Source organism: Microbacterium aurantiacum, assembly GCF_002872075.1.
Lineage (GTDB): Bacteria > Actinomycetota > Actinomycetes > Actinomycetales > Microbacteriaceae > Microbacterium > Microbacterium aurantiacum_A.
The window spans coordinates 1-18565 of record NZ_PGGU01000001.1; the positions used below are offsets into that span (position 1 = coordinate 1).

At 67.5% G+C, this 18565-nt stretch carries 26 protein-coding genes; 15 read left to right on the top strand and 11 right to left on the bottom strand.

Going from position 1 to position 18565, the window contains the following annotated elements; all coding sequences use genetic code 11:
• Positions 1-118: 118 nt before the first annotated feature.
• A complete protein-coding gene (locus CUR96_RS00005) occupies positions 119-559 on the bottom strand; it encodes a hypothetical protein (protein WP_146008082.1) in 441 nt (146 codons plus the stop codon).
• A gap of 52 nt (positions 560-611) precedes the next feature.
• On the opposite strand from CUR96_RS00005, the gene CUR96_RS00010 reads away from it, so the two are divergent.
• The 8 genes from CUR96_RS00010 to CUR96_RS00040 all read left to right on the top strand — a co-directional run bounded on the left by CUR96_RS00010 (position 612) and on the right by CUR96_RS00040 (position 7614).
• On the top strand, positions 612-1493 hold the full coding sequence (locus tag CUR96_RS00010) for a hypothetical protein (RefSeq protein ID WP_102191243.1): 882 nt from the start codon (positions 612-614) through the stop codon (positions 1491-1493).
• A 125-nt stretch (positions 1494-1618) separates the two neighbouring features.
• Positions 1619-1771 carry a hypothetical protein gene (locus tag CUR96_RS18510; protein ID WP_180968883.1) on the top strand — a complete coding sequence of 51 codons (153 nt, stop codon included), beginning with the start codon at positions 1619-1621 and terminating at the stop codon, positions 1769-1771.
• Between the two features lie 11 nt (positions 1772-1782).
• A complete protein-coding gene (locus CUR96_RS00015; protein ID WP_102191244.1) occupies positions 1783-2916 on the top strand; it encodes an AAA family ATPase in 1134 nt (377 codons plus the stop codon).
• Positions 2913-4154, top strand: a complete 1242-nt coding sequence (locus CUR96_RS00020) for a vWA domain-containing protein (protein WP_102191245.1) — start codon at positions 2913-2915, stop codon at positions 4152-4154. The genes CUR96_RS00015 and CUR96_RS00020 overlap by 4 nt, the downstream gene beginning before the upstream one ends.
• Before the next feature lie 60 nt (positions 4155-4214).
• Positions 4215-4496, top strand: a complete 282-nt coding sequence (locus CUR96_RS00025; protein WP_146008083.1) for a hypothetical protein — start codon at positions 4215-4217, stop codon at positions 4494-4496.
• Positions 4493-4693 carry a hypothetical protein gene (locus tag CUR96_RS00030; RefSeq protein ID WP_102191247.1) on the top strand — a complete coding sequence of 67 codons (201 nt, stop codon included), beginning with the start codon at positions 4493-4495 and terminating at the stop codon, positions 4691-4693. The genes CUR96_RS00025 and CUR96_RS00030 overlap by 4 nt, the downstream gene beginning before the upstream one ends.
• The gene (locus CUR96_RS00035; protein WP_102191248.1) at positions 4690-5844 is read left to right on the top strand and encodes a hypothetical protein; all 1155 of its coding nucleotides are present in this window, start codon (positions 4690-4692) and stop codon (positions 5842-5844) included. The genes CUR96_RS00030 and CUR96_RS00035 overlap by 4 nt, the downstream gene beginning before the upstream one ends.
• 489 nt (positions 5845-6333) lie before the next feature.
• Complete coding sequence (locus CUR96_RS00040; protein ID WP_180968884.1) at positions 6334-7614, top strand: AAA family ATPase; 1281 nt, start codon at positions 6334-6336, stop codon at positions 7612-7614.
• On the opposite strand, the gene CUR96_RS00045 is transcribed toward CUR96_RS00040, so the two are convergent.
• Positions 7611-7829, bottom strand: a complete 219-nt coding sequence (locus CUR96_RS00045) for a hypothetical protein (RefSeq protein ID WP_102191250.1) — start codon at positions 7827-7829, stop codon at positions 7611-7613. The genes CUR96_RS00040 and CUR96_RS00045 overlap by 4 nt on opposite strands.
• A gap of 140 nt (positions 7830-7969) precedes the next feature.
• Between CUR96_RS00045 and CUR96_RS00050 the strand changes: the two genes are divergently transcribed.
• Positions 7970-8566 (top strand): hypothetical protein, encoded by a 597-nt coding sequence (locus CUR96_RS00050; RefSeq protein ID WP_102191251.1) that lies wholly within the window; start codon positions 7970-7972, stop codon positions 8564-8566.
• A gap of 51 nt (positions 8567-8617) precedes the next feature.
• Here CUR96_RS00050 and CUR96_RS00055 read toward each other — a convergent pair whose 3' ends face one another.
• Positions 8618-9256: a hypothetical protein gene (locus tag CUR96_RS00055; RefSeq protein WP_146008084.1), complete on the bottom strand. Its 639-nt coding sequence runs from the start codon at positions 9254-9256 to the stop codon at positions 8618-8620.
• Between the two features lie 130 nt (positions 9257-9386).
• Between CUR96_RS00055 and CUR96_RS00060 the strand changes: the two genes are divergently transcribed.
• A complete protein-coding gene (locus CUR96_RS00060) occupies positions 9387-9833 on the top strand; it encodes a hypothetical protein (RefSeq protein WP_102191253.1) in 447 nt (148 codons plus the stop codon).
• A 558-nt stretch (positions 9834-10391) separates the two neighbouring features.
• Positions 10392-11081, top strand: coding sequence for an N-6 DNA methylase (locus CUR96_RS00070; RefSeq protein ID WP_102191255.1), 690 nt, complete (start codon positions 10392-10394; stop codon positions 11079-11081).
• Between the two features lie 26 nt (positions 11082-11107).
• Here CUR96_RS00070 and CUR96_RS00075 read toward each other — a convergent pair whose 3' ends face one another.
• From CUR96_RS00075 to CUR96_RS00110, 8 genes are all read right to left on the bottom strand, one after another.
• Entirely contained in the window at positions 11108-12109 is a 1002-nt protein-coding gene (locus tag CUR96_RS00075) for an ATP-dependent DNA ligase (protein ID WP_102191256.1), read from the bottom strand.
• Entirely contained in the window at positions 12110-12337 is a 228-nt protein-coding gene (locus CUR96_RS00080; protein WP_102191349.1) for a DUF2188 domain-containing protein, read from the bottom strand. It lies immediately after the preceding gene.
• A 207-nt stretch (positions 12338-12544) separates the two neighbouring features.
• The gene (locus CUR96_RS00085; protein ID WP_180968886.1) at positions 12545-13072 is read right to left on the bottom strand and encodes a PqqD family peptide modification chaperone; all 528 of its coding nucleotides are present in this window, start codon (positions 13070-13072) and stop codon (positions 12545-12547) included.
• Positions 13073-13079: 7 nt separating this feature from the next.
• The gene (locus tag CUR96_RS00090) at positions 13080-13445 is read right to left on the bottom strand and encodes a hypothetical protein (RefSeq protein WP_102191258.1); all 366 of its coding nucleotides are present in this window, start codon (positions 13443-13445) and stop codon (positions 13080-13082) included.
• On the bottom strand, positions 13442-13819 hold the full coding sequence (locus tag CUR96_RS00095) for a hypothetical protein (RefSeq protein ID WP_102191259.1): 378 nt from the start codon (positions 13817-13819) through the stop codon (positions 13442-13444). The genes CUR96_RS00090 and CUR96_RS00095 overlap by 4 nt, the downstream gene beginning before the upstream one ends.
• Before the next feature lie 2 nt (positions 13820-13821).
• On the bottom strand, positions 13822-14277 hold the full coding sequence (locus CUR96_RS00100; RefSeq protein ID WP_102191260.1) for a hypothetical protein: 456 nt from the start codon (positions 14275-14277) through the stop codon (positions 13822-13824).
• 68 nt (positions 14278-14345) lie between these two features.
• Entirely contained in the window at positions 14346-15110 is a 765-nt protein-coding gene (locus CUR96_RS00105) for a hypothetical protein (protein ID WP_102191261.1), read from the bottom strand.
• A 192-nt stretch (positions 15111-15302) separates the two neighbouring features.
• Complete coding sequence (locus CUR96_RS00110) at positions 15303-16181, bottom strand: hypothetical protein (RefSeq protein WP_102191262.1); 879 nt, start codon at positions 16179-16181, stop codon at positions 15303-15305.
• A gap of 144 nt (positions 16182-16325) precedes the next feature.
• Here CUR96_RS00110 and CUR96_RS00115 point away from each other — a divergent pair, with 144 nt between their 5' ends.
• From CUR96_RS00115 to CUR96_RS00130, 4 genes are all read left to right on the top strand, one after another.
• Positions 16326-16763: a DUF6573 family protein gene (locus CUR96_RS00115; RefSeq protein WP_102191263.1), complete on the top strand. Its 438-nt coding sequence runs from the start codon at positions 16326-16328 to the stop codon at positions 16761-16763.
• Between the two features lie 251 nt (positions 16764-17014).
• The gene (locus CUR96_RS00120) at positions 17015-17353 is read left to right on the top strand and encodes a hypothetical protein (RefSeq protein WP_102191264.1); all 339 of its coding nucleotides are present in this window, start codon (positions 17015-17017) and stop codon (positions 17351-17353) included.
• A gap of 139 nt (positions 17354-17492) precedes the next feature.
• Positions 17493-18068: a DUF6927 domain-containing protein gene (locus CUR96_RS00125; RefSeq protein WP_102191265.1), complete on the top strand. Its 576-nt coding sequence runs from the start codon at positions 17493-17495 to the stop codon at positions 18066-18068.
• A gap of 145 nt (positions 18069-18213) precedes the next feature.
• A complete protein-coding gene (locus tag CUR96_RS00130) occupies positions 18214-18537 on the top strand; it encodes a hypothetical protein (protein ID WP_102191266.1) in 324 nt (107 codons plus the stop codon).
• Positions 18538-18565 lie beyond the last annotated feature (28 nt).

The window sequence follows — 18565 nt, forward strand, 5'->3', positions numbered from 1 at the left end:
CCGATACCCTGAGCGCTGCGCGCTCAGGGATGAGCCACCGGCAAGCCGGCGGCCGAGGCTGCTCACGTCCGGGCCGCTGCGCGTCCCTTCGGGTCTGCCGGACTATCGGCTGCCTCACTTAGTCCCCCTGGTCCTGGAGCGATTTGAGCAAGCTCGTCTTACCCACACCGGGCTTGAGCCGTTCTGACTGGTCTCGGATGTACCTAGCTGCTGCTTCCGAGTCCATCCCCTGGTCGTGAGCTTCCTGCCAGACCTCCTGATCGATAACGACCTGGGTGGCACCCAGCTTCATCAGCGCTTCCGAAGTGGCGTCCACCCACTCGTGGAAGCCGAGCTCAACGAGCTGGAGGGCTACCCCATAGTGCCGAGCCGCGTCAGCCGCATGAGCGGCCTTGATGTCGAGGTCAGTGGCCTGAGCCGCCTGAGCGATGCTGCCGTCCCCCAGAGCCTCAGAGGCCCGCACGATACGTGCTTTGTCTTGGGCTCCTGTATCGCCGATCAGCTTCCCTGAATCAACCATCGTTCTCACCGTTCCGTCTCTTTCGCGCTGCGCGCTCAATGTCTGAGGCTATCCCTAGTCTATTGAATGTCAGATTCACTAGCAAGGAGGGATGTCCATCATGGGACACGACATCAGGATCACCATCGCCGGGTCACCGGCAATTACCGAGCAGAAGGTGCTCACCGCGATCAACGAACACCTCAGCGGGCGCGTCAACGATCTGCAGTTCGATCGCCGGGACGATGGGGTGTGGTGGGTTGCCGCGACCTCGAAGTATGAGCCGGAGGGCGTCGAGTCGTTCGCTGAGGCCATGTCCGTCATGTTCACCGCGGCGCGCGTCGAGGTCACCGACGAATGGGACTCGAAGGACGCTGACGCTGCCGGTGTCACCGAGTACGCCTACATCGCGGGCACGCGGTGCCACAACCGGGTGACCGGCCTGGTGCCGTCCGACCTCGAAGCCTCCATCGCTCGGGTGCGCGTGGCGCTGTCGGGCATGGGCGATCTGCAGGAGGCCGCGCGCTGGCTGGTAGATGGTCTGGAAGGCACCCGACGCGACGAAGAGCCGCAGCAGGTTCCCCCGACCGTGACGGCAGTGACCGTTCGCGACCGCTGGGGGAACGACTACAGCGAGCGCTTCGCGGCGCTGTTCGACTACGCCGACGTGACCGAGCAGAACGGCATCGAGCTGTTCACCACACCGGGCTGGGGTGATCGCCGACTCACGTCCCGCGAGGACATCAGCGGCCTCATCGAAGCCTGGATCGAGCACGCCGAGCAGAACACCACCACCGCCTACGGCGTCGAGTGGTTCGAGGCCGGGGACGCCTACGTCATGCCCTACTGGGACGGCGAGAGCACCGGCTTCCTCACCATCCAGGACGACGGCGACGGCGACGGACGCATCCCGTTCGAGTCCATCGTCATGACTCTCGGCATGACCGTCGATGTGACGTGGAGCGACGGCACCACCGCCGGAGGCATCGCCTAACCGCCCGCGGCGAGCGCTCCGCGATTACCAATTCGCGGAGCGCTCGCCCCTCCCCGGCTCAATGTCGGTGGCCCCTCGTAATCTAATGAATGTCAGATTCACTAGTAACCCAGGAGGGCCGATCAATGGCTGAGAACACCACCCCCGAGCAGAACGGGCAGAGCACGACCGAGCGCGTGGAGGCCGCAGTGCGCCGCCTCCAAGACCTCTACACGGTGCAGTACGGCTCCGAGTACGCCGCCCTGATCCGCCCCGCTCACGACGACTTCGACCTCTGAGGAGAACGACCATGACTACCACCACCCTTCCCACCATCCAGCGCTCCGGCGACCCCGTCCTGACCGTCCTGCGCGCCGCGGGGCGTGCGGGCGTCGCGGTTCTACTGTGGGGCGACCCCGGCATCGGCAAGTCCTCGCTGTTCGCGGCTCTGGCCGCGGCTGAGGGCGTCCACATGGAGACGGTGCTCGCGTCCCTGCGTGAGCCTGCCGACTTCGCGGGCCTTCCCGTCGTCACTGAGGCTGGGGTCGCTCTCGCGGCCCCGGCTTGGGCGCATCGGCTGATCGCCGCGGAGGACGGCTACCTGCTGCTCGACGAACTGACCACCGCCCCGCCCGCCGTGCAGGCCGCGGTCATGCGCGTGGCGCTTGAGCGGATCGTGGGGGAGGCGGTTCTGCCGCGTGGCGTCCGTGTCGTCGCCGCGGCAAACCCGCCCGAGAGCGCAGCGGACGGCTGGGACTTGCCCGCACCACAGGCGAACCGCTTCCTGCACATCGACTTCTCGGTCGCTACGGACGACTGGATCGACGGCATGACGACCGGCTTCCGCGCCCCCACGTCAGGCCGTGTCCTCGACTACAACCCCGTCCTGCGCGCCGCCGCACGCGCCGAGGTCGCGTCGTTCATCCGAACCCGCCCCGAGCTGCTCCACGCGATGCCGACCGACGCTACGAACGCGGGCCGCGCGTGGCCGTCCAACCGCACCTGGACGATGCTCGCGGACACCATCGCCTTCCTCGACCCCGGCGACACCCCGGCGAACCTACTGGCCGCGACCGGCCTGGTGGGCGAGGGCGCGGGCACCGAGTTCATCGCCTGGCGAGCGATGAATGACCTCCCCGACCCCGCCGATGTTCTGGCCGACCCGGCATCCGTGCCGTGGGCAGAGCTCGAGCCCTCCCGTGCGTGGGCGACCCTCACCGCCGTCACCGCGCACGCCACCGCAGACGGCACCAAGGCGGGCTGGCTGTCCGCATGGGCGCCGCTCGCGGCCGCGGCAGGGGCGGGCTTGCAGGACGTGGCCGCAGCGAACGCGCGGGCACTGCTCAGGTCGCGCCCGACCAACACCAACCCTCCGGCGAGCGCGAAGGCGTTCCTGTCGATCCTGAGCGATGCCGGACTGATCCCGCAGGAGGTTGCGGCATGAACCCGCAGATCCGTCCTCTGACCGCCGATGAGCGCCGCGGGCTGGCCGCGGCGCGGCTGGTGGCCGTGGAGAACGCGCCGTACCTGGCGCACGCGCTGTTCTCGACCCGCCCTGTCGCTGCCGTGGGGCTGGCGACGTTCGCGGTGGATCGGCACTGGCGGCTGTACGTCGATCCTGCGACCCTCACCGAGTGGGGGCCGCAGGTGGCCGGTGCGGTGCTGGTGCACGAGGTCAACCACCTGATCCGCGACCATGCGGGGCGGGCGGCGTCGCTGGGCGGTCAGGTCGATCACAAGCGGTGGAACTTCGCCACCGATGCCGCGATCAACGATGACCTGATCCGGGCGGGCCTGCCCCTTCCCGAGTGGGTGGTAACCCCTGCCGCGCTCGGCCTGCCGGATGCCGGTGTGGAAGAGGCGTACTACGCGGCGCTGACACCCGAGGGCAAGCCTGACGCGCCCGAGGACGGCCAGGAGGACGCGGGAGAGGGCGGCTGTGGGTCAGGGGCCGGCGATCCCGTCCAGCCTTGGGAGCCGGGGCTGGACGACCCGACGATGCCCGGTCTGGACGACGGCCAGGTAGCCATCACCCGCCGCCAGGTTGCGGAGCAGATTCGGGATGCTGTCGCGAAGGGCCGCGGCACCGTCCCGGCTGGAATGCAGCGGTGGGCCGAGAGCGAACTGACCGCACCCGCCGTGCCGTGGCGGAAGGTGCTTGCGGGCATGGTGAAGCGGTGCACGTCGCTCACGATTGGGCGGGTCACCTACTCCTACATGAAGCCCGGACGCCGCCAGATTCCCGGCATCATCACCCCGGCCATGCGCGCCCCGCGCGTGACCGCCGCCGAGGTCATCGACACGTCCGCGAGCATGGCCGACGACGACCTGGCCGTGTGCCTGTCGGAGACGAACGGCGTCATCAAGGCCGTGGGCGGATCGGTGCGCATCATCGCCTGTGACGCCGACGCCGACACCGCCCGCGTCGTCCGCAATGCCCGCGACGTGAAGCTGATCGGCGGCGGCGGGACGGACATGCGCGTCGGTATCGCGGCGGCAGAGGCGCTGCGCCCCGCCCCGGACGTGATCGTCTGCATCAGCGACGGTGGCACCCCGTGGCCGGATAGGCCGACGCGGGCGCATCTGATCGTCGTGCTCACCCGCCCGCACTTCGCGGATCGGGTGCCGTCATGGGCGCGCGTGCTCGTGGTCGATGCCGCGCAGAGGGCCGTCGCCGGATGAATGTCGGTGGCCTCCCGTATCTTAATGAATGTCAGATTCACTAGATACCGGGAGGCCACCGTGACCACCATCCGAGAGCAGATCATCGCCGAGTTCCAGGCGGAGCACGGGCGGATGCCGAGCAACGGGCTCATCCGCATCATCGAGCGCTACCGGGTTGGGGAACTCGACCCGTCCAGCGCCGAAGCGCAGAGCATCCGGGCAGACATGGCCGAGCGTGCGGCGGTGACGGCTGAGGCTCTGCATCGGTGGTTCGACATGCGCCGCGACGGGCTTCCCCTGCCGATGCCGTCCGTCGCATCGTTCGAGGCCGAGGTTCGGCGCGAGCGGGTGGCCGTATGACCGGGCTGGGCGAGCGTCACGATCCCCTCGTGGCGCTCGCTCAGCGGGCCTGCACCGCGGCGGGCACCGACCTGGACGCCGTGCTCGCAGACCTCACCGGCAGCACCCCGGATACCCGCACCCCCGCCGCGATCCGCGCCGGGTGGGACGCCCCCGACCTCACCCTCCCGATCACTCCCCGACAGGAAGAGCCATGAGCCTCGCGCTGTACACCCTCGGCGCACGTCTGCGCGCCGCGCACACCGGCATGCCGACCCCCGCCGCCGCGTACTCCCCCGCGATCCCGCCGCTGGCCGCTATCGCCGTCACGGTGGACACAGACGGGGAGCGCACTTACCTCACCGCGACGGACGGCGAGCGCACGCTCTCCGGCACCGACCGGGACGCGCTCGGCGTGCTGGCGCAGCTCGGCGCGACGATGAACGACCCGCGGCGGACGCTCATCGTCGGCACCGGGCAGGACATGCGCGTGCTGACCGCGCTCGCCCGCACCTACCCGAACACGGATGCCTCCCCCGTCGTCGGCTGGTGGGATGAGCGGATCGACTTCCCCGGCACGGATGCCGTGCACGTCGTCACAGAGAACGCCGCCCGCCGCTGGGTGCTCGGCGTACACCCCGACCTCGACAACGACCCGGCCACCTGGGCGCGCTGGCTCGGCGTGCACAGCACCGGAGCGACGATGCTCTACGACCTCGCACGGCTCACGACCACCGGGCCGCTGCTCCCCGGCATCCTGCACGCGAGCGTGCTCGACACGACCTCCTGGGATCGCTACAGCGCGCGCCTGAAAGCGGGACGCCGCTGGTGGGCGAAAGACACCCGCACCGATGCCGCGCTCGGCCTCATCAGCCGCTCCCACGCCGCCGAGTGGTACGAGTCCCTGCGCCTGGACGACCCGCGCGTGGCAGTTGCCGCCTCCCATGACGGAACCATCGTCCCCGGCGTCATCGTCGGCTGTGACGCCTTCCGGGTCACCGTCGCCGCCGACCGCCCGCTGAGCCGCCTCCGCGTCGATGCGAAGGTCACCGCCTGGCGCGGCGAGCCGATCAACGCGGGAGGCGCGGACTGCCTCACCGGCACCGTCGATGAGGCGACGATCGACACCGCCTCCCGGCTCACCATCGCGCTGACCGGCGTCCCAGTGAAGGCCCGCAAGGCACTGACCATTGGGGATCGGATCACCCTGCGCCCGTCCCGCGTCGATCCGAATATGCAGACCACCGCCCGCCGCCTCGCCTCATCCGGCTACCGGCGCGGCACCAACTGGATCGCCGGGCGCGGAACCCCCATTACCCGCCGTGGCGATGTTCCCCTGGACGTGATCGTCGCCGCCGCCGACGACTGACCGCGGCGAGCGCTCAGCGGTGGAGCAGGGCGCGCCACAAGGATCGAGCTGCTCCCCGCCGCGATAGGCGACGAAGGCGACGACGCTGCTGCTGCTCGGCACGAGTGGGATATGACCGATCGAACTGGATCGCGCCGTGCTTTCGTTCGAGGTGCCGTTCGAGAACCTTCAACGCACGACGGAACGCCTGGTAACCACTGCCCCACGCGGGAATCGTCGGACTCTCGAAGAGACAGCCGGGAACGCTGCAGAGTGCGGAGCTATCCGCGCGGCCGACGTACTTGGGGCCGACGTAGCCCAAGGCATCACCGTCTACCGCTGTCACGGTCATCTCGTGCACGATCACGATTCGATCCTCCCTCAGCGCGCCCGCTCGTGGGCTGCTACGTCATATAGGCGCGGAATCGACCTGCTCGCGGACAAGCAATGTCGGTGGCCCCACGTAGTCTAATGAATGTCAGATTCACGATGTTCTTGGAGGCACCCGCCATGAGGAAAGCACCTGTCACCGCGGCGCCGGCTACGGCCACCCCGACCGCCCCGAAGGCGTCGAGCTCAAACCCGGCAGCGAGCGAGCACCTGCGCAATCCGACGCTCGCGCGGGCGCTATTCGCGGTGTGGAGCGGGGACGCCGCCGTGGTGGTCGATTCCCCTCCCGGTGCGGGCAAGACGCGGCTCATCACGCACCTGGCGCACGCTCTGCACACCCGCGCGGGGATGACGGTCGCTATCGCCTCGCAGACGCGCGCTCAGGGCGTCGACGTCGCCAACCGCACCGCGGCGACAGGTGCGCCGACCACCCTGCTCACCGACACCGAGAAGGCCCGCCCGCGCGGCTTGCACAAGGCCGTGACGCTCACCAACCACAAGCGGCTGCGCACCGGCTCCGGCGTCATCGTCGCGACCACGGCCCGGTGGCTGTGGATGCCGACCAACCGGCTCGCACACTTCGACGTGCTGCTGATCGATGAGGCGTACCAGTTGACGTTCGCTGACCTCGGCGCGCTGGGCGCGGTGGCCGACCAGTTCGTGCTCGTGGGTGACCCCGGCCAGATCGCTCCCGTCGTGACCGGCACGGCTCGCCGTTGGGAGACTCAGGCATCCGGCCCGCAGGTGCCCGCCCCGCACGCCTTGCTCGCCGCGCACGGCGACGACACCGCTCGTCTGCGTCTGCCGCAGACGTGGCGGTTCGGTCAGGACACGACCGAGCTGCTCGCCCCGCTGTACCCGACCCTGCCGTTCACGTCCGCACGTCCGCCCCGCCACCTGGCCGCGAGCGGCGACCGGCTCCCCGAGTACCGCGCCCTGCCGGTCGCGGCGACGGGCGGCACCGCCGACCCGTCCGTGATCCAGACGGCCACCGATGCCGCCCGCTCCCTGCTCGACACGGCATCCGTCGTCACCGACGACAACGCCACGCCGCTCACCCCGGCAGACGTGGCGGTGATCGTCCCCCACGTCGAGCAGGCCGCGCTCGCCGCAGCGCACCTGGCCGACCTCCCGGACGTGTTCGTCGGCACGATCAACCAGGCCCAAGGGCTACAGCGGGAGGCCGTCGTCGCGATCCACCCGCTGCTCGGCCACGACCCCTCCGAGCGCTTCGCCCTCGACCTCGGGCGGCTGTGCGTGGCCCTGTCCCGCCACCAGGCGCACGTCACCGTCATCACCGACCAGACCACCCCCGCACTCCTGACCGACGCCCGCCGCGAGCGCCCCGACGCGCACGCGCTGACCGTCCAAGCCGAGCTACTTGACCGCCTCACCGCCTAGCCGCGTGCGACCGGCTCCTGCGTCGAGTAGACCTCGGGAGTCGGATGCCCGACACCCTTGCGGTTCTGGTGCAGGTAGGCGTTCTGCTCCGCATCGGCCTTGAAGAAGTCCCCGCCTCGAGAATGCCCCCCGCACTCGCACCGCCAGTGCCAGAACGTCGTCGTCTTGGGAGCCGAGTCACCGCCCAACAGGCGGCGCAGAATCTTCACCAGCATCGACGCCTCCCGCGTTCACTTCGACCGACGCTCAGCGTACCGACTGTCCCCGGGCGCGAGCGTCGTCGTCGTCGAGCAATGTCGGTGGCCCCTCGTATCCTGATGAATGTCAGATTCACAGTTCGAGAGAGGGATACCCCATGACCACCACCACCGTCACCCGCACCGAGGACACCGACCTCACTTGCGCCGAATGCGGCACCACCACGGCGAGCGCCTACGTCGTCACCGTCCTAGACGACACCGCCGCGGACAAGACCCGCACCGAGGTCTGCACCGACTGCCATGCCGCGCTCGCCGCAGCCCCGCAGAACCCCACCGAACGCCCGCTGACCCCCTACGACACCGGCGCGCGCGCCGAGCCCTCCACCTGGACGCCCAGCGCCTCCCACCTGGCATGCATGCCCGCCGACGACCAGGCCCGCATCGTCGCCAACTGCGCCGACGACTTCGGCAAGGTCGACTTCGACGACGACGAAAGCCACACCATCGCCACCGTCTGGGCCACCCCGCACGGCGACGGCTGGACGCTCCACGTCCAACAGCACGGCCAGCCCCTCACCCTCGACGCGCACACCGACCAGCTCGACGCGCTCGCCGCAGAGGCCCGCACAGCACTCGCGGACGTGGAGGCATCCACCGAGGCCGATTCGTTCGAGGATGTGATCGCCGCTCGCGATGCGGCCGCGGGCGTCGTGCAGCGCTTCCTCGACACACTGCGCACCAACACCGCCTGACCTGACGGCGGGGAGCGCATCGGAGGCGGTGCGCTCCCCGCCGTTGGCCGGCTAGCTGATCCGCTCGAGCGCGGCGTTGAGCTCGAGGGGCTCGAGATCTATCCACCGGTGCAGCGTGGCAACCAGGGCGATGAGGATTGCCTCGAAGATCGCGTGTCCGCCGCCGTCTTCCAGGAGAAGGGGGAGGTTGTCGAATAGCGCGTGCTCTTCGGCGTCCTGGATCATCTCGGCTGCAATCTCGGCGGTCCAGTCGTCGGTGTCGAGCATGAAGGTCGGGTTTTCCCAGTCCGGGTGCACTCCGAGGATGTCGTCATCGACGCCGATCAGGATGCCGATATCGTCGGTGCCGCCGTACCAGCGGTCGAGGACTCCGGCGCCGACGCCGATGAGCTGCGCCAGATTGGGCCGGGTGTCGGCATGGATCTTCGCCGCCCGCTCCCACAGGTCATCGGACGCACCAGTGAGGCCAATCCGGGCCAGCTCGCGCAGCGTGGCGATCGCCATTGGCCGGTCGTGGGTTCCCGGCTCCATCAGGTCGAGATTGAAGCGCTCCGCGGCATCCTGCAGCCGTGCTTGAACCTCTGCGACGGTGACACCGTCCTCCAGCTCTCCGATCTCTCCGACGAGATGCTCGCGCACGTCGCGGACGAACATGCTCCGATCTGCTGCTGCCCCGAACGCACTAGTCACCCCGGGACCGTACCGGGATCGCGCTCGCCGCGCGGCCTATTCGGTATGGCTTTCGCCCGCTCTCCGCTCAATGTCGGTGGCCCCCCGTATCGTAATGAATGTCAGATTCACTACTAGTTCGGAGGGCATCATGGCCACCATCATCAACTGCATCAGCTGCGGACGAGACATCGCCAACGGAGGGGTATGGGTCGCCTGCGCAACCGAGACCGGCTTCTGCCGCGACTGCTGCGTCCACGGGCACAGCGTCCCTGCGCCGGTCGCGGACGTGCACGAGATTCACGCGGCGGTGGAGCGGGCGATCCGTTACCACGCCCCGCTGGTCGTCGAGTTCGACAGCGGCGTGATGACGCTCGAAGGCGACGAGCTGCGCCAGGCGTGGGACGACCTCACCCTGGATGACCCGTTCACGATCCACTCCGGGATGCCGCGCCTGCTGAGCAAGATCGAGGCCGATTTCCCCGAGGAAGAGCCGACGATCTTCATCCCGCTCGGCCAGCGTCCCGATGCTGACGACCTGGATGCCTACGTGGTCAGTGAGACGGCGCGGATCAAGTACCACCTGCACACCGCCTGACGCAGGAGGGGGTGTCCGCATCGACGGGCACCCCCTCCTGAGCAGGACGCCGCGGTTACTGCTGGCGCTCCCAGACGGCGTGGGCGCGATGAAACTCCGGGCTGTCGTCCTTGCCCTGGGAGACGAGGAGGTCGAGGTACTCATTCAGCTCCGCTTGCGACAGCTCGCGCGGGTCGACCCGTTCGCGTGCGCTCGAGCGAGCTGCGCAGGCGCGGTCATTGGAGCACTCCCACCCCTCTGAGCCCCAGGGCACGAATCCGCGCGTTCCGATCCGGTGACAGAGGTGGCACATGAGGGTCTGCCCCGGCTTCCTGTCCCCCGCGCTCATCGGCTGCCCTTGGAGGCGGCGGCTGCTGCCTGGGCGCGCTGACGGCGTGCGAACACCGTGTGGTCGCTACGGCTCATGTGTCGAGTCATGCGGGCCTGCGCTTCGCGCGGGGTGCGCCCCTCGGTCGCGAAACCGCATCCGGGCTTGGTGCAGTCGATCAGTGTCTCAGTCAATGTCCGACCCCCCTCGTATCGTAATGAATGTCAGATTCACTATACAGAGGGATAGCCATGATCACCACCAAAGGCAGCACATCCGACATCCGCGCGATCGTGAAGGATCTTCGCGCCAACACCGGCAGCAACGACATGCACACCGTGTTCTCCGACTTCTGCGCCATATCCGCCACCGCGATCCGCAACAGCGTCGACCACGACGGCCACCAGGCCCGAGAGGACGACTACCTCCGCCGCATCGCCCACTACACCCCCGAGCAACTCGACCGCTTCGCCCACTCCCTGGCTCTGCTCACCCTCGAGCTGGAGCACTCACCCCGGGACGTGCTCGGCGAGATCTACATGGGCTTGGAGATCTCCTCACGCGAGCAGGGCCAGTTCTTCACCCCCTGGCACGTGTGCGAGCTGATGGCGGCACTGAACTTCCCCGACGCCGCCGCACGACTGGAGCATGCCCCGTTCCTCACCCTCTACGAGCCCGCATGCGGCGCCGGCGCCATGGTCATCGCCGCGACGCAGACCTTCGTCGCACAGGGGCTCAACTACCAGCAGCAGCTCCACGTCACCGCCGACGACATCAACCCCACCGCGGTGCACATGGCCTACATCCAGTTCTCCCTCCTCGGCATCCCCGCGCTTGTGCATCACCGCAACGCGCTGAGCCTGGAGCACTTCGACACCTGGGCCACCCCGATGCACGTCCTCGGTGGCTGGTCCATGCGCCTCGCCGCAGCACCAGCCTGACCTCGGACAACCTGGCCGCGGCGCGTTCACCGCAGCGGCCAGGTCACCGCATCCACGTCCAGCTCGGGCCGCGGCCTCAGGAACCGCACTGGATGCCGGAAGCTCTGCCCCATCATCGCGACGTCGGCGGAGATCTCCACCACCATCGGCTCCACCAGCACCAGCGGCACCCGCTCCGACCCCGACCGGTTGAACCTCGACAGGGCCCCCGGCTTCACCTCTTCCGGCCACGGATGCTCTCCGATCGGCTCCTGCAGCACCGCGCCCAACAACCGCGACGCCTTCGCACTCAGCGGCGTCGACCGCCCCGCAATCCGCAACCGCCCATCCACCCACACCCCGACCACAACCTCCCGCGGCCGCGCCCGCGAACCCGTCACCGCCGCACACACCACGTCCAGCGACTCCCGATGCTTCACCTTCCACCAGGCGCGCTCGCCGCCTTCGTACCGGCCCTCCAATGCCTTGACCACGAGGCCCTCGATCCCGGCGTCGACCATCGACTCGAACCAGCCCGCCGCCTCTGCCTCATCCGTCGTCGACGGCGACACATTCAGCGGCGGCGCCCATCCTGCGGCCGCCTCCTCGAGCAGCGCCCTCCGCTCACGCAACGACCACGCCCGAGTGTCCTCGTAGCCGTGCGCGAGCACATCGAAAGCCACAAACGACGCCGGCGCCGCACGCGCCATCCTCCGCGCCGTCTCCGCCCGCACATTCACCCGACGCAGCAGATCGTCGAACTCCAACCGCCCCTCACGCCACAGCACGACCTCACCGTCGACGATCATCCCCTCCGGGATCTGCGCGCTCGCCGCATCTAGAATCTCCGGGAACGCCCGAGACAGATCCTTACCCTGCCGCGACCACAACGACGTCGACGACCCCCGGACACAGCACATCCGGAACCCGTCCCACTTCGGCTCATACGCCACACCGCCCTGCACGGCATCCGCCCGCGGCAACCCCTCCACAGCCTTCGCCAACGCCAGGCGCAGCGGCGGGCGCAGCCCGGCCGCGAAATCCACCACTCACCCCGGAATGTCGCGGGGATCGTGCCCATACGAGCTGCGCTCCCCGATCTGCCCATCCAGGTTGCGCACGATGTGCTCCACACCTCGAGCTCGAGCAAGATCCCGACCAGCCGCCACCGCTTCATCCTTCGTGGCATGGCGAGCACCCACCTGCTCGCTCTCACCCTCGAGCCTGTTGAACCACCCGCCGTCGCGGTGGAAGGTCTCGACATCTCCTGCAGGCATGCTCTCTCCCATCTCTCAGAACACCTGCCTACCGCCCCGCACGGCCCTGCACAGACCCCTTGCGCTCGCCGCAGAAGCAACTCTGCCCGACGACACGAACCGCCCCAGACAGCATTGAGGGCCCTGCAACCCCAGCTGCAGAGCCCTCATCCCTCCCCCATCACACGGCGAGCACAGCATCCCCAGATGTGCGCTCGCCGCAGGTGTTCACGCCGCCGGTTCGAGCGTCATCGCTCCGGCCTGGCGCATGCTCTGGATGAACCAGAGCGCCTCAGATTCCAGCAGCGTACGCGGAGCGTCAGGCATGCTGTCTGAGATCTCGTCGACGAGAGTGTCCACCGTCCGTTCGCCGTCGATCATGTGCAGGAGAAGAGCACCCAGCTCCGTCACCCCGACATCGCCGGCACTGGTGCGCAGCGTGTGGAATCCGCTGGATGGGGTGGAGACCATGACGACGCTGTCGCGAAGGACGGGGATGACATTGAGGCCGAGCCAGACCGGCGTGGCGGCGAGCACGCCGCGCTGCTGCAGTGCGTCGAGGAACGTCCTGGCTTCCTCAGGGAGGTCATGGTGGATGCGCCACACCTCGAGGGAGGAGAGGAACCGTTCGGTCCGTTCGTCGAGCGTGAACTGGTGAGGCTTGAACCCGGCACGCTTGTTGATCACGAGGACGGCGCCGGCGGCCGTGCGCTCGATGTAGCCGAACGGGATTATCCGGGTGGGCTCGGTCGTCATGGTCTGCTCACTGGCCATGACGTACTCGGGGGTCTCGCGGCAAGCGCGGGTTGAAGCTGTAGAGGATCCTGTCGTTGATCCAGAGCAGCGCCGCGAAGATGGCGAGTGCCGGCAGCGTGCGAACGAGGATCGCGAGGAGCATGACGCCGAGGAGATCGAACTCCCATCGCCCGGTGATGCCCATTGCGACCATGGCTGACACGGCGGCGAAGAGGAACAGGACGATCGGGATCGCGATGATGACGAGAAGTGCCCAGCCGAGGAGGACGATCGGGGCGGATCCGAAGAGCGTGGCCTGGATTGCCCGGGCGAGGATCAGCCCGGTGCGATCGCCGAAGGAACGGTGCTGCACGGGTGCGGCGGTGGTGTTCATGCGTTCTCCATGCTGTGGCGCTGTCTCATCTCCGCGACGATCTCTGGGTTCTCCTGCCGCCAGGTCTCCCAGGACTCTTCGGTGAGCAGCCACTGCTCCCACTCGGCGGTGTCGGGTTTCGGCGTGAAGGAGTCGTGCACATCGGGGCATCCGACCGGCAGGTGGTCCATGCAGAAGTAGAGGCCGCAGCCTTCGACCTCGAGCTCGTCGCCATCGTCACCCTCGATGTACCGGCGCTCACATTTGAATCCGAGGCCGCGGTTGATCTCTCGCGTGCACTCGGGATGGTCGCAGACCCCGGGGACGCCGTAGCCGGCCCAGCGGGTAACGCCGGCATCGCGAGCGTCACTGTCCATGTACACGGCGTACCCCATGATCAGATCCCCCCTCCAACGTGACCCCACTCAGACGCCGCACTGCAGCTCAGCTGAGAGGAGTCGACGGTGAAGTACTCCCCAGCCGTCAGCTCAACGTCGCTGGGCTGACCACCACGTCGAGAGTCCCGAGGATTCAACTCGATCACGCGCTGGCCTTTCATCGCCGCATCGAGGTAGACCATCCGCCGCCAGAGTGCGCGATCGCGGGTCGGATTCCCGCGGATCAGCTGCGCGGGAGTCACCTGCAGCAGATCGAGCCCGCGCGCCATCACCTGAGGCTTCTGCCACGAACTCCGGGGGTGCGAGGCGAGAAGATCATCCAGCGACGTGGAGGGAGCGAACGGCGACCTGCCTTTGACGATCATGGTCTTCAAGAGGAAGGCCTTGCCTTTTCCGACCTTGCCCAGCACCATGACGCGGCCGGGGAGGGTGCCGTCATCGTTCGGAGTGTTCATCGTGGTTCCTTCCGTCTCGGGAGCTGCTACGTCATATAGGGCCACGGGGGCGATGCTCGCGGACACGATCAGGCGGCGATCGCCGGCGTCTGGTTCGCGATGAGCGCGCGGATCTCGTCATCATCGAGCTCACGCTCCTCGACGAGCGCTGCAGTGATGCGCTCGAGCTCGTCCGGGTGCTGCTCGAGCAGCTGCTCCGCTTCCGCCCTCGTGGACTCGATGAGCGCTTCCACGGTGAGCGGCCCTTCGTGTCGGCTGGGCTGCTTGCCGGCGGAGATGATCGTCATCATGCGGCGCTGCTGGGAGGCCATGTCAGCCATCGATCCAGCGTCGAAGTGCCCGTGCTGGTGGTCGATGACCTGCGCGGCGAAGCCGATCACCAGATCGTCATAGGCGTCATCCCACGGGGTGGCTTCCTCGGTGTGCCGGTACGAGGCGCGGCCTCCTCGATCACCAACTACGTAGACGTTCGCCGTGAGATCCGTGGCGCGCAGCAGATAAGCCGCCAGCGTGTGAGCTGCCTCGTGCCGCGCACAGCGCTCCAGGCTGGCCTCGTCCTCATGATCGACTCGCCGCTGCAGAGTGGCTGATAAGACCTGTGATCCCGGCGTAGAGACGGTGCGCCGGGATCGCAACATCCCGAACATCACCTTGAGAACACCCCAAAACACGATGAAGACCAAGACCAGCGGGGCGATAAATGCCACCGTCTGCTCGGGGTAATCACGCGCGACTGCCCATACCTCTCGGGAGACGTCGACCAGATCTGCCGGGTTGAGCATCGCGTACACGCAGACCACGACGACCACGAGGAGGACAAGGACTGCACCCATTTCGATACCCGTTTCCGGCGCCGCACGGTGCGGTGCCTCACGTCATATAGGTGCCGTCAGCAGCCCTTCGCGGACATCACCGTTTCCCGAAGGCAGCATCGCCAACGTCGATGAGGTCGACCACTCGAACCAGCTGCTTAACGGTGAGAGGGCCCGTCACCAGATGATGACGGGCCCTCTCAACGTTGAAGCTCAGTGCCTGTTCAGCATCCGGTCCTCGGCAGCCTTCCACTCACTGTCGCTGAGGAACGCGCGCCGGTACGCGGCGATCGAACCATAGAGGAACGGCCCGTACAGGACGGCGATGAGGAAGATGGCAGCCAGGCCAATCCCGATGCCGAGGATCACGCCAGTGGCCCATGGAGCCAGGGAAGTGTCCGGGATCCGCTCGAGCTGCGCCGGCAGCCAGAACGCGGTCACAGCGCTGACGATGATGAGGATGGCGGCCGCGACAGAAACCATGATCGTGGATCGGCGGATGCCCTCTCCCGCGAGCTCAGCATCCAAAGCTCGGACGAAGAGTCGATCGGCTTCCTCGTCCGGCAGCGGGACTGAGCGCGCTTGAGCCACGCGCTCCTCTCGACGTCTCCTCGAGGACAGAATGCCCATCGGAGTCACCAGGCCAATGAGGACCAGTGCGCCGATCGCGCTGATCGTCCAGCGCATGGTCGGGTCCGCGGGGGCGAACCACTCGCCGAGCATGTAAACGAACCAGCCGGCGCCGAAGATGAGGATGCCGTAGACGAACGTCATCGTCAGTCGGTAGTCGAGCTTCGCCTCGAGCTTGGCGCGCTCCTCGTCCTTCGACGGGCGAAGCCGCAGCAGGGTGCTGTACCCGAAGAGGCAGACCATGGTGACGATGAATGCGATGGGGATCAGGGAAGGCAACGGATTCTCCGCTGCGGACACGACGAGAGGTACGAGAACACCGATCGCCATCACAACGATGGTCGCGAAGAACGCGAGCGCCCCCCACCGCTTCGCAGCAGCGCTCTCCTTGCGAATGAGCGAGAAACCCACAAGCATCAGCGCCATCGCGGGGATGAGGTAGTAGGTGAAGCTTTCGTCCACGTCGCCAAACCTTTCCTTCTATCGACCGGGGGTCCCGGATAGCTTCGCACCCGCCACCGACACACGCATCATCATCCCGGAATGCAATGTCGGACCCCTCACCTAGTCTGTTCAATGTCAGATTCACTAGCGATGGAGAACACCATGGACAACAACACTCCCGACACCGACTTTTTCGCCGGCGCCGAGATCATCTCGATCTACACAGCCGAGGAAGCCGTTGCCGACGGGCTGCTCGTACAGTTCAGCCCCGCAACAGCACTGGAGGCCGGCTACGCACTCCCTGTGCTCCTCACCCGCGCTGCCTATGAAGAAGCGGTCGAGTGGACCCGCGACACCACCCTGCAGTCGGAGGACGCCCGATTCTGGGATGTCCTGACCGTGATCCGGACAGCGGCCAAGGCCACGTTGCGCGACGGCAAGATCCGGCAGACCCATGTCTACCGGATCGCGAACAGGGCCCCTTCGGGAAAGCCGAGCTCCGCCATCACTCCCGCCAAGGTGCAGCTGCAGATCTCCGCCGAGGGCTTCAACGCACTCGGTGCCCCCTGCCTGATCATCGCTCTTCCTGGCGAGGACTGACACGCAGGGGGCGTCGACTACCGGCGCCCCCTGCAACCGATCGAAAGGAACGCCGTGCCCACCTCTTCCCGCACGTGGATCTGCCCGGAGTGCAAGGCGGGCAAGCACCACAACTGCGACGGCGTCGCCTGGGACGATGACACCGACGACTTCACCAGCTGTGGATGCGACCACGCTGCAGCGGCACTGAGCAACGACGACGCAGCCCGCTCGAGCTCAGATGTGTCAGCCAGTGACGACAGACTGACCCCATGATGAAGACGCCACTCCAAGAGCTCGTCGACGCAATGCTGGATGATGCCCAGGCCACACATCCCGGGATCGAGTTCAGCATCACCCTCTCACCCGCCAATTCGCTGCTCCTGCACCGCGACGCCGACCGGCTCAACCGCCCCACCGCTGACGGCCGCGAGGGGTACTACGTCTCCCACGTGTACCGGGATTGCATGGTGTGGGACCAGCCCATCTACGAGCACCTGGTGATCGTCGGCCCCGTCACCGGCACGATCCCTGAGGCGGACGACGTCCCCGTCCGCTACGGGGATCTTCGCACCCTGCAGTTCAGCACCAACGTGCCCACCGCGGAGTAACCCGCAGCCCTTCGACGTTGTCGTCGACGCCCCGCCCTGTGCGGGGCGTCTCTCATGTGCGAGAACGTCGCCGGGATGAATGTCTGAGGCCCCTCGTAAGGTAATGAATGTCAGATTCACTACTACCGAGGAGGACCCCATGGGCGCCACTTCCACTCACAAGCCGGCTGGTCAGAAGCTCGACGAGTACTTCGCCAACTACTTCTCCCAGGCGGAGATCGTCGCGAGCTCATCACGGCGCGCTCCCGGCTTCACACCCGGGTGCGGCGACTGGCAGTACGAGTACTACGCTGCCGTCCGCTACATCGAACCGCACCCGAACGCCGGCGAGGTGTTCGCGTTCGTCGTGCTGTACACGGTCTCGCCGAGCAGCTACTACAACTTCACCTACAAAGACATGGACGAGACCGTCCTCCCGTTCGCGGCGAACCCGTCGCGTGCCGTGCTCGAGGCGCTCACCCCGACCGACTGGGAGAACGCGAACACCTGGCGCGCGCAGAGCTGGGCGAACCTCGAGCGCACGGAGGCCAAGCCCCGAGTGCGTCGCGGCTCGCGGGTCCGCTTCCCGAGCGCATTCACATTCGGCGGCGAGTTGCAGACCACGACCGAGACCGTGTTCGAGGTCGACGAGCGCGACACGCTCCGCATCGCGCAGACCGGCCAGCGGGTGCGCATCCCGCGGTGGCGACAGCTCGACTACTCCGTGGTCGCCTGACCACAGCGGGGGTGAGGCGGGCATCCAGCTCGCCTCACCCCGACGTCGGATGCACCTGGTGCAATCGACTCGGGGCGAAGGCTTGACGTTGTCTGGCATCTCCCCTATTCTAATGAATGTCAGATTCATTAGCAGGGAGCAGGACATGGCAACGAAGGCTCACACCGACACCGTCGACATCATCATCGAGATGGCCGGCTACGGCATCGGCTACTGGACATCCAGCGCCGTCATCGACACCGACGCCCGCACGTACACGGTCACCGAGGAGGCCAACGGCGCCACGCATGTCCTCACCGACACGATGATCCACAAGGCGCTGCGCGAAGCCGCCAAGGAGCACCCGGCCGCCAAGGCGACGCTGCGCGAGTACCGCGCCCGCGAAGAGTTCATCGGCGGGGAGCTCGGCTCCGACGACGCCGACACCATCATCCAGCTGGCCGCCCTCGGCGAGCTGGTCTACGGCTAACAGACCCCCGGCCCGCGGCACCAGTCGC

Bases quoted from the DNA above. Each gene is read 5' to 3' on its own strand.
- CUR96_RS00010 (WP_102191243.1), top strand. From the start codon at position 612: ATGTCCATCATGGGACACGACATCAGGATCACCATCGCCGGGTCACCG.
- CUR96_RS18510 (WP_180968883.1), top strand. From the start codon at position 1,619: ATGGCTGAGAACACCACCCCCGAGCAGAACGGGCAGAGCACGACCGAG.
- CUR96_RS00015 (WP_102191244.1), top strand. From the start codon at position 1,783: ATGACTACCACCACCCTTCCCACCATCCAGCGCTCCGGCGACCCCGTC.
- CUR96_RS00020 (WP_102191245.1), top strand. From the start codon at position 2,913: ATGAACCCGCAGATCCGTCCTCTGACCGCCGATGAGCGCCGCGGGCTG.
- CUR96_RS00030 (WP_102191247.1), top strand. From the start codon at position 4,493: ATGACCGGGCTGGGCGAGCGTCACGATCCCCTCGTGGCGCTCGCTCAG.
- CUR96_RS00035 (WP_102191248.1), top strand. From the start codon at position 4,690: ATGAGCCTCGCGCTGTACACCCTCGGCGCACGTCTGCGCGCCGCGCAC.
- CUR96_RS00040 (WP_180968884.1), top strand. From the start codon at position 6,334: ATGAGGAAAGCACCTGTCACCGCGGCGCCGGCTACGGCCACCCCGACC.
- CUR96_RS00045 (WP_102191250.1), bottom strand. From the start codon at position 7,829: ATGCTGGTGAAGATTCTGCGCCGCCTGTTGGGCGGTGACTCGGCTCCC.
- CUR96_RS00050 (WP_102191251.1), top strand. From the start codon at position 7,970: ATGACCACCACCACCGTCACCCGCACCGAGGACACCGACCTCACTTGC.
- CUR96_RS00060 (WP_102191253.1), top strand. From the start codon at position 9,387: ATGGCCACCATCATCAACTGCATCAGCTGCGGACGAGACATCGCCAAC.
- CUR96_RS00070 (WP_102191255.1), top strand. From the start codon at position 10,392: ATGATCACCACCAAAGGCAGCACATCCGACATCCGCGCGATCGTGAAG.
- CUR96_RS00080 (WP_102191349.1), bottom strand. From the start codon at position 12,337: ATGCCTGCAGGAGATGTCGAGACCTTCCACCGCGACGGCGGGTGGTTC.
- CUR96_RS00085 (WP_180968886.1), bottom strand. From the start codon at position 13,072: ATGACGACCGAGCCCACCCGGATAATCCCGTTCGGCTACATCGAGCGC.
- CUR96_RS00090 (WP_102191258.1), bottom strand. From the start codon at position 13,445: ATGAACACCACCGCCGCACCCGTGCAGCACCGTTCCTTCGGCGATCGC.
- CUR96_RS00095 (WP_102191259.1), bottom strand. From the start codon at position 13,819: ATGGGGTACGCCGTGTACATGGACAGTGACGCTCGCGATGCCGGCGTT.
- CUR96_RS00100 (WP_102191260.1), bottom strand. From the start codon at position 14,277: ATGAACACTCCGAACGATGACGGCACCCTCCCCGGCCGCGTCATGGTG.
- CUR96_RS00105 (WP_102191261.1), bottom strand. From the start codon at position 15,110: ATGGGTGCAGTCCTTGTCCTCCTCGTGGTCGTCGTGGTCTGCGTGTAC.
- CUR96_RS00115 (WP_102191263.1), top strand. From the start codon at position 16,326: ATGGACAACAACACTCCCGACACCGACTTTTTCGCCGGCGCCGAGATC.
- CUR96_RS00120 (WP_102191264.1), top strand. From the start codon at position 17,015: ATGATGAAGACGCCACTCCAAGAGCTCGTCGACGCAATGCTGGATGAT.
- CUR96_RS00125 (WP_102191265.1), top strand. From the start codon at position 17,493: ATGGGCGCCACTTCCACTCACAAGCCGGCTGGTCAGAAGCTCGACGAG.
- CUR96_RS00130 (WP_102191266.1), top strand. From the start codon at position 18,214: ATGGCAACGAAGGCTCACACCGACACCGTCGACATCATCATCGAGATG.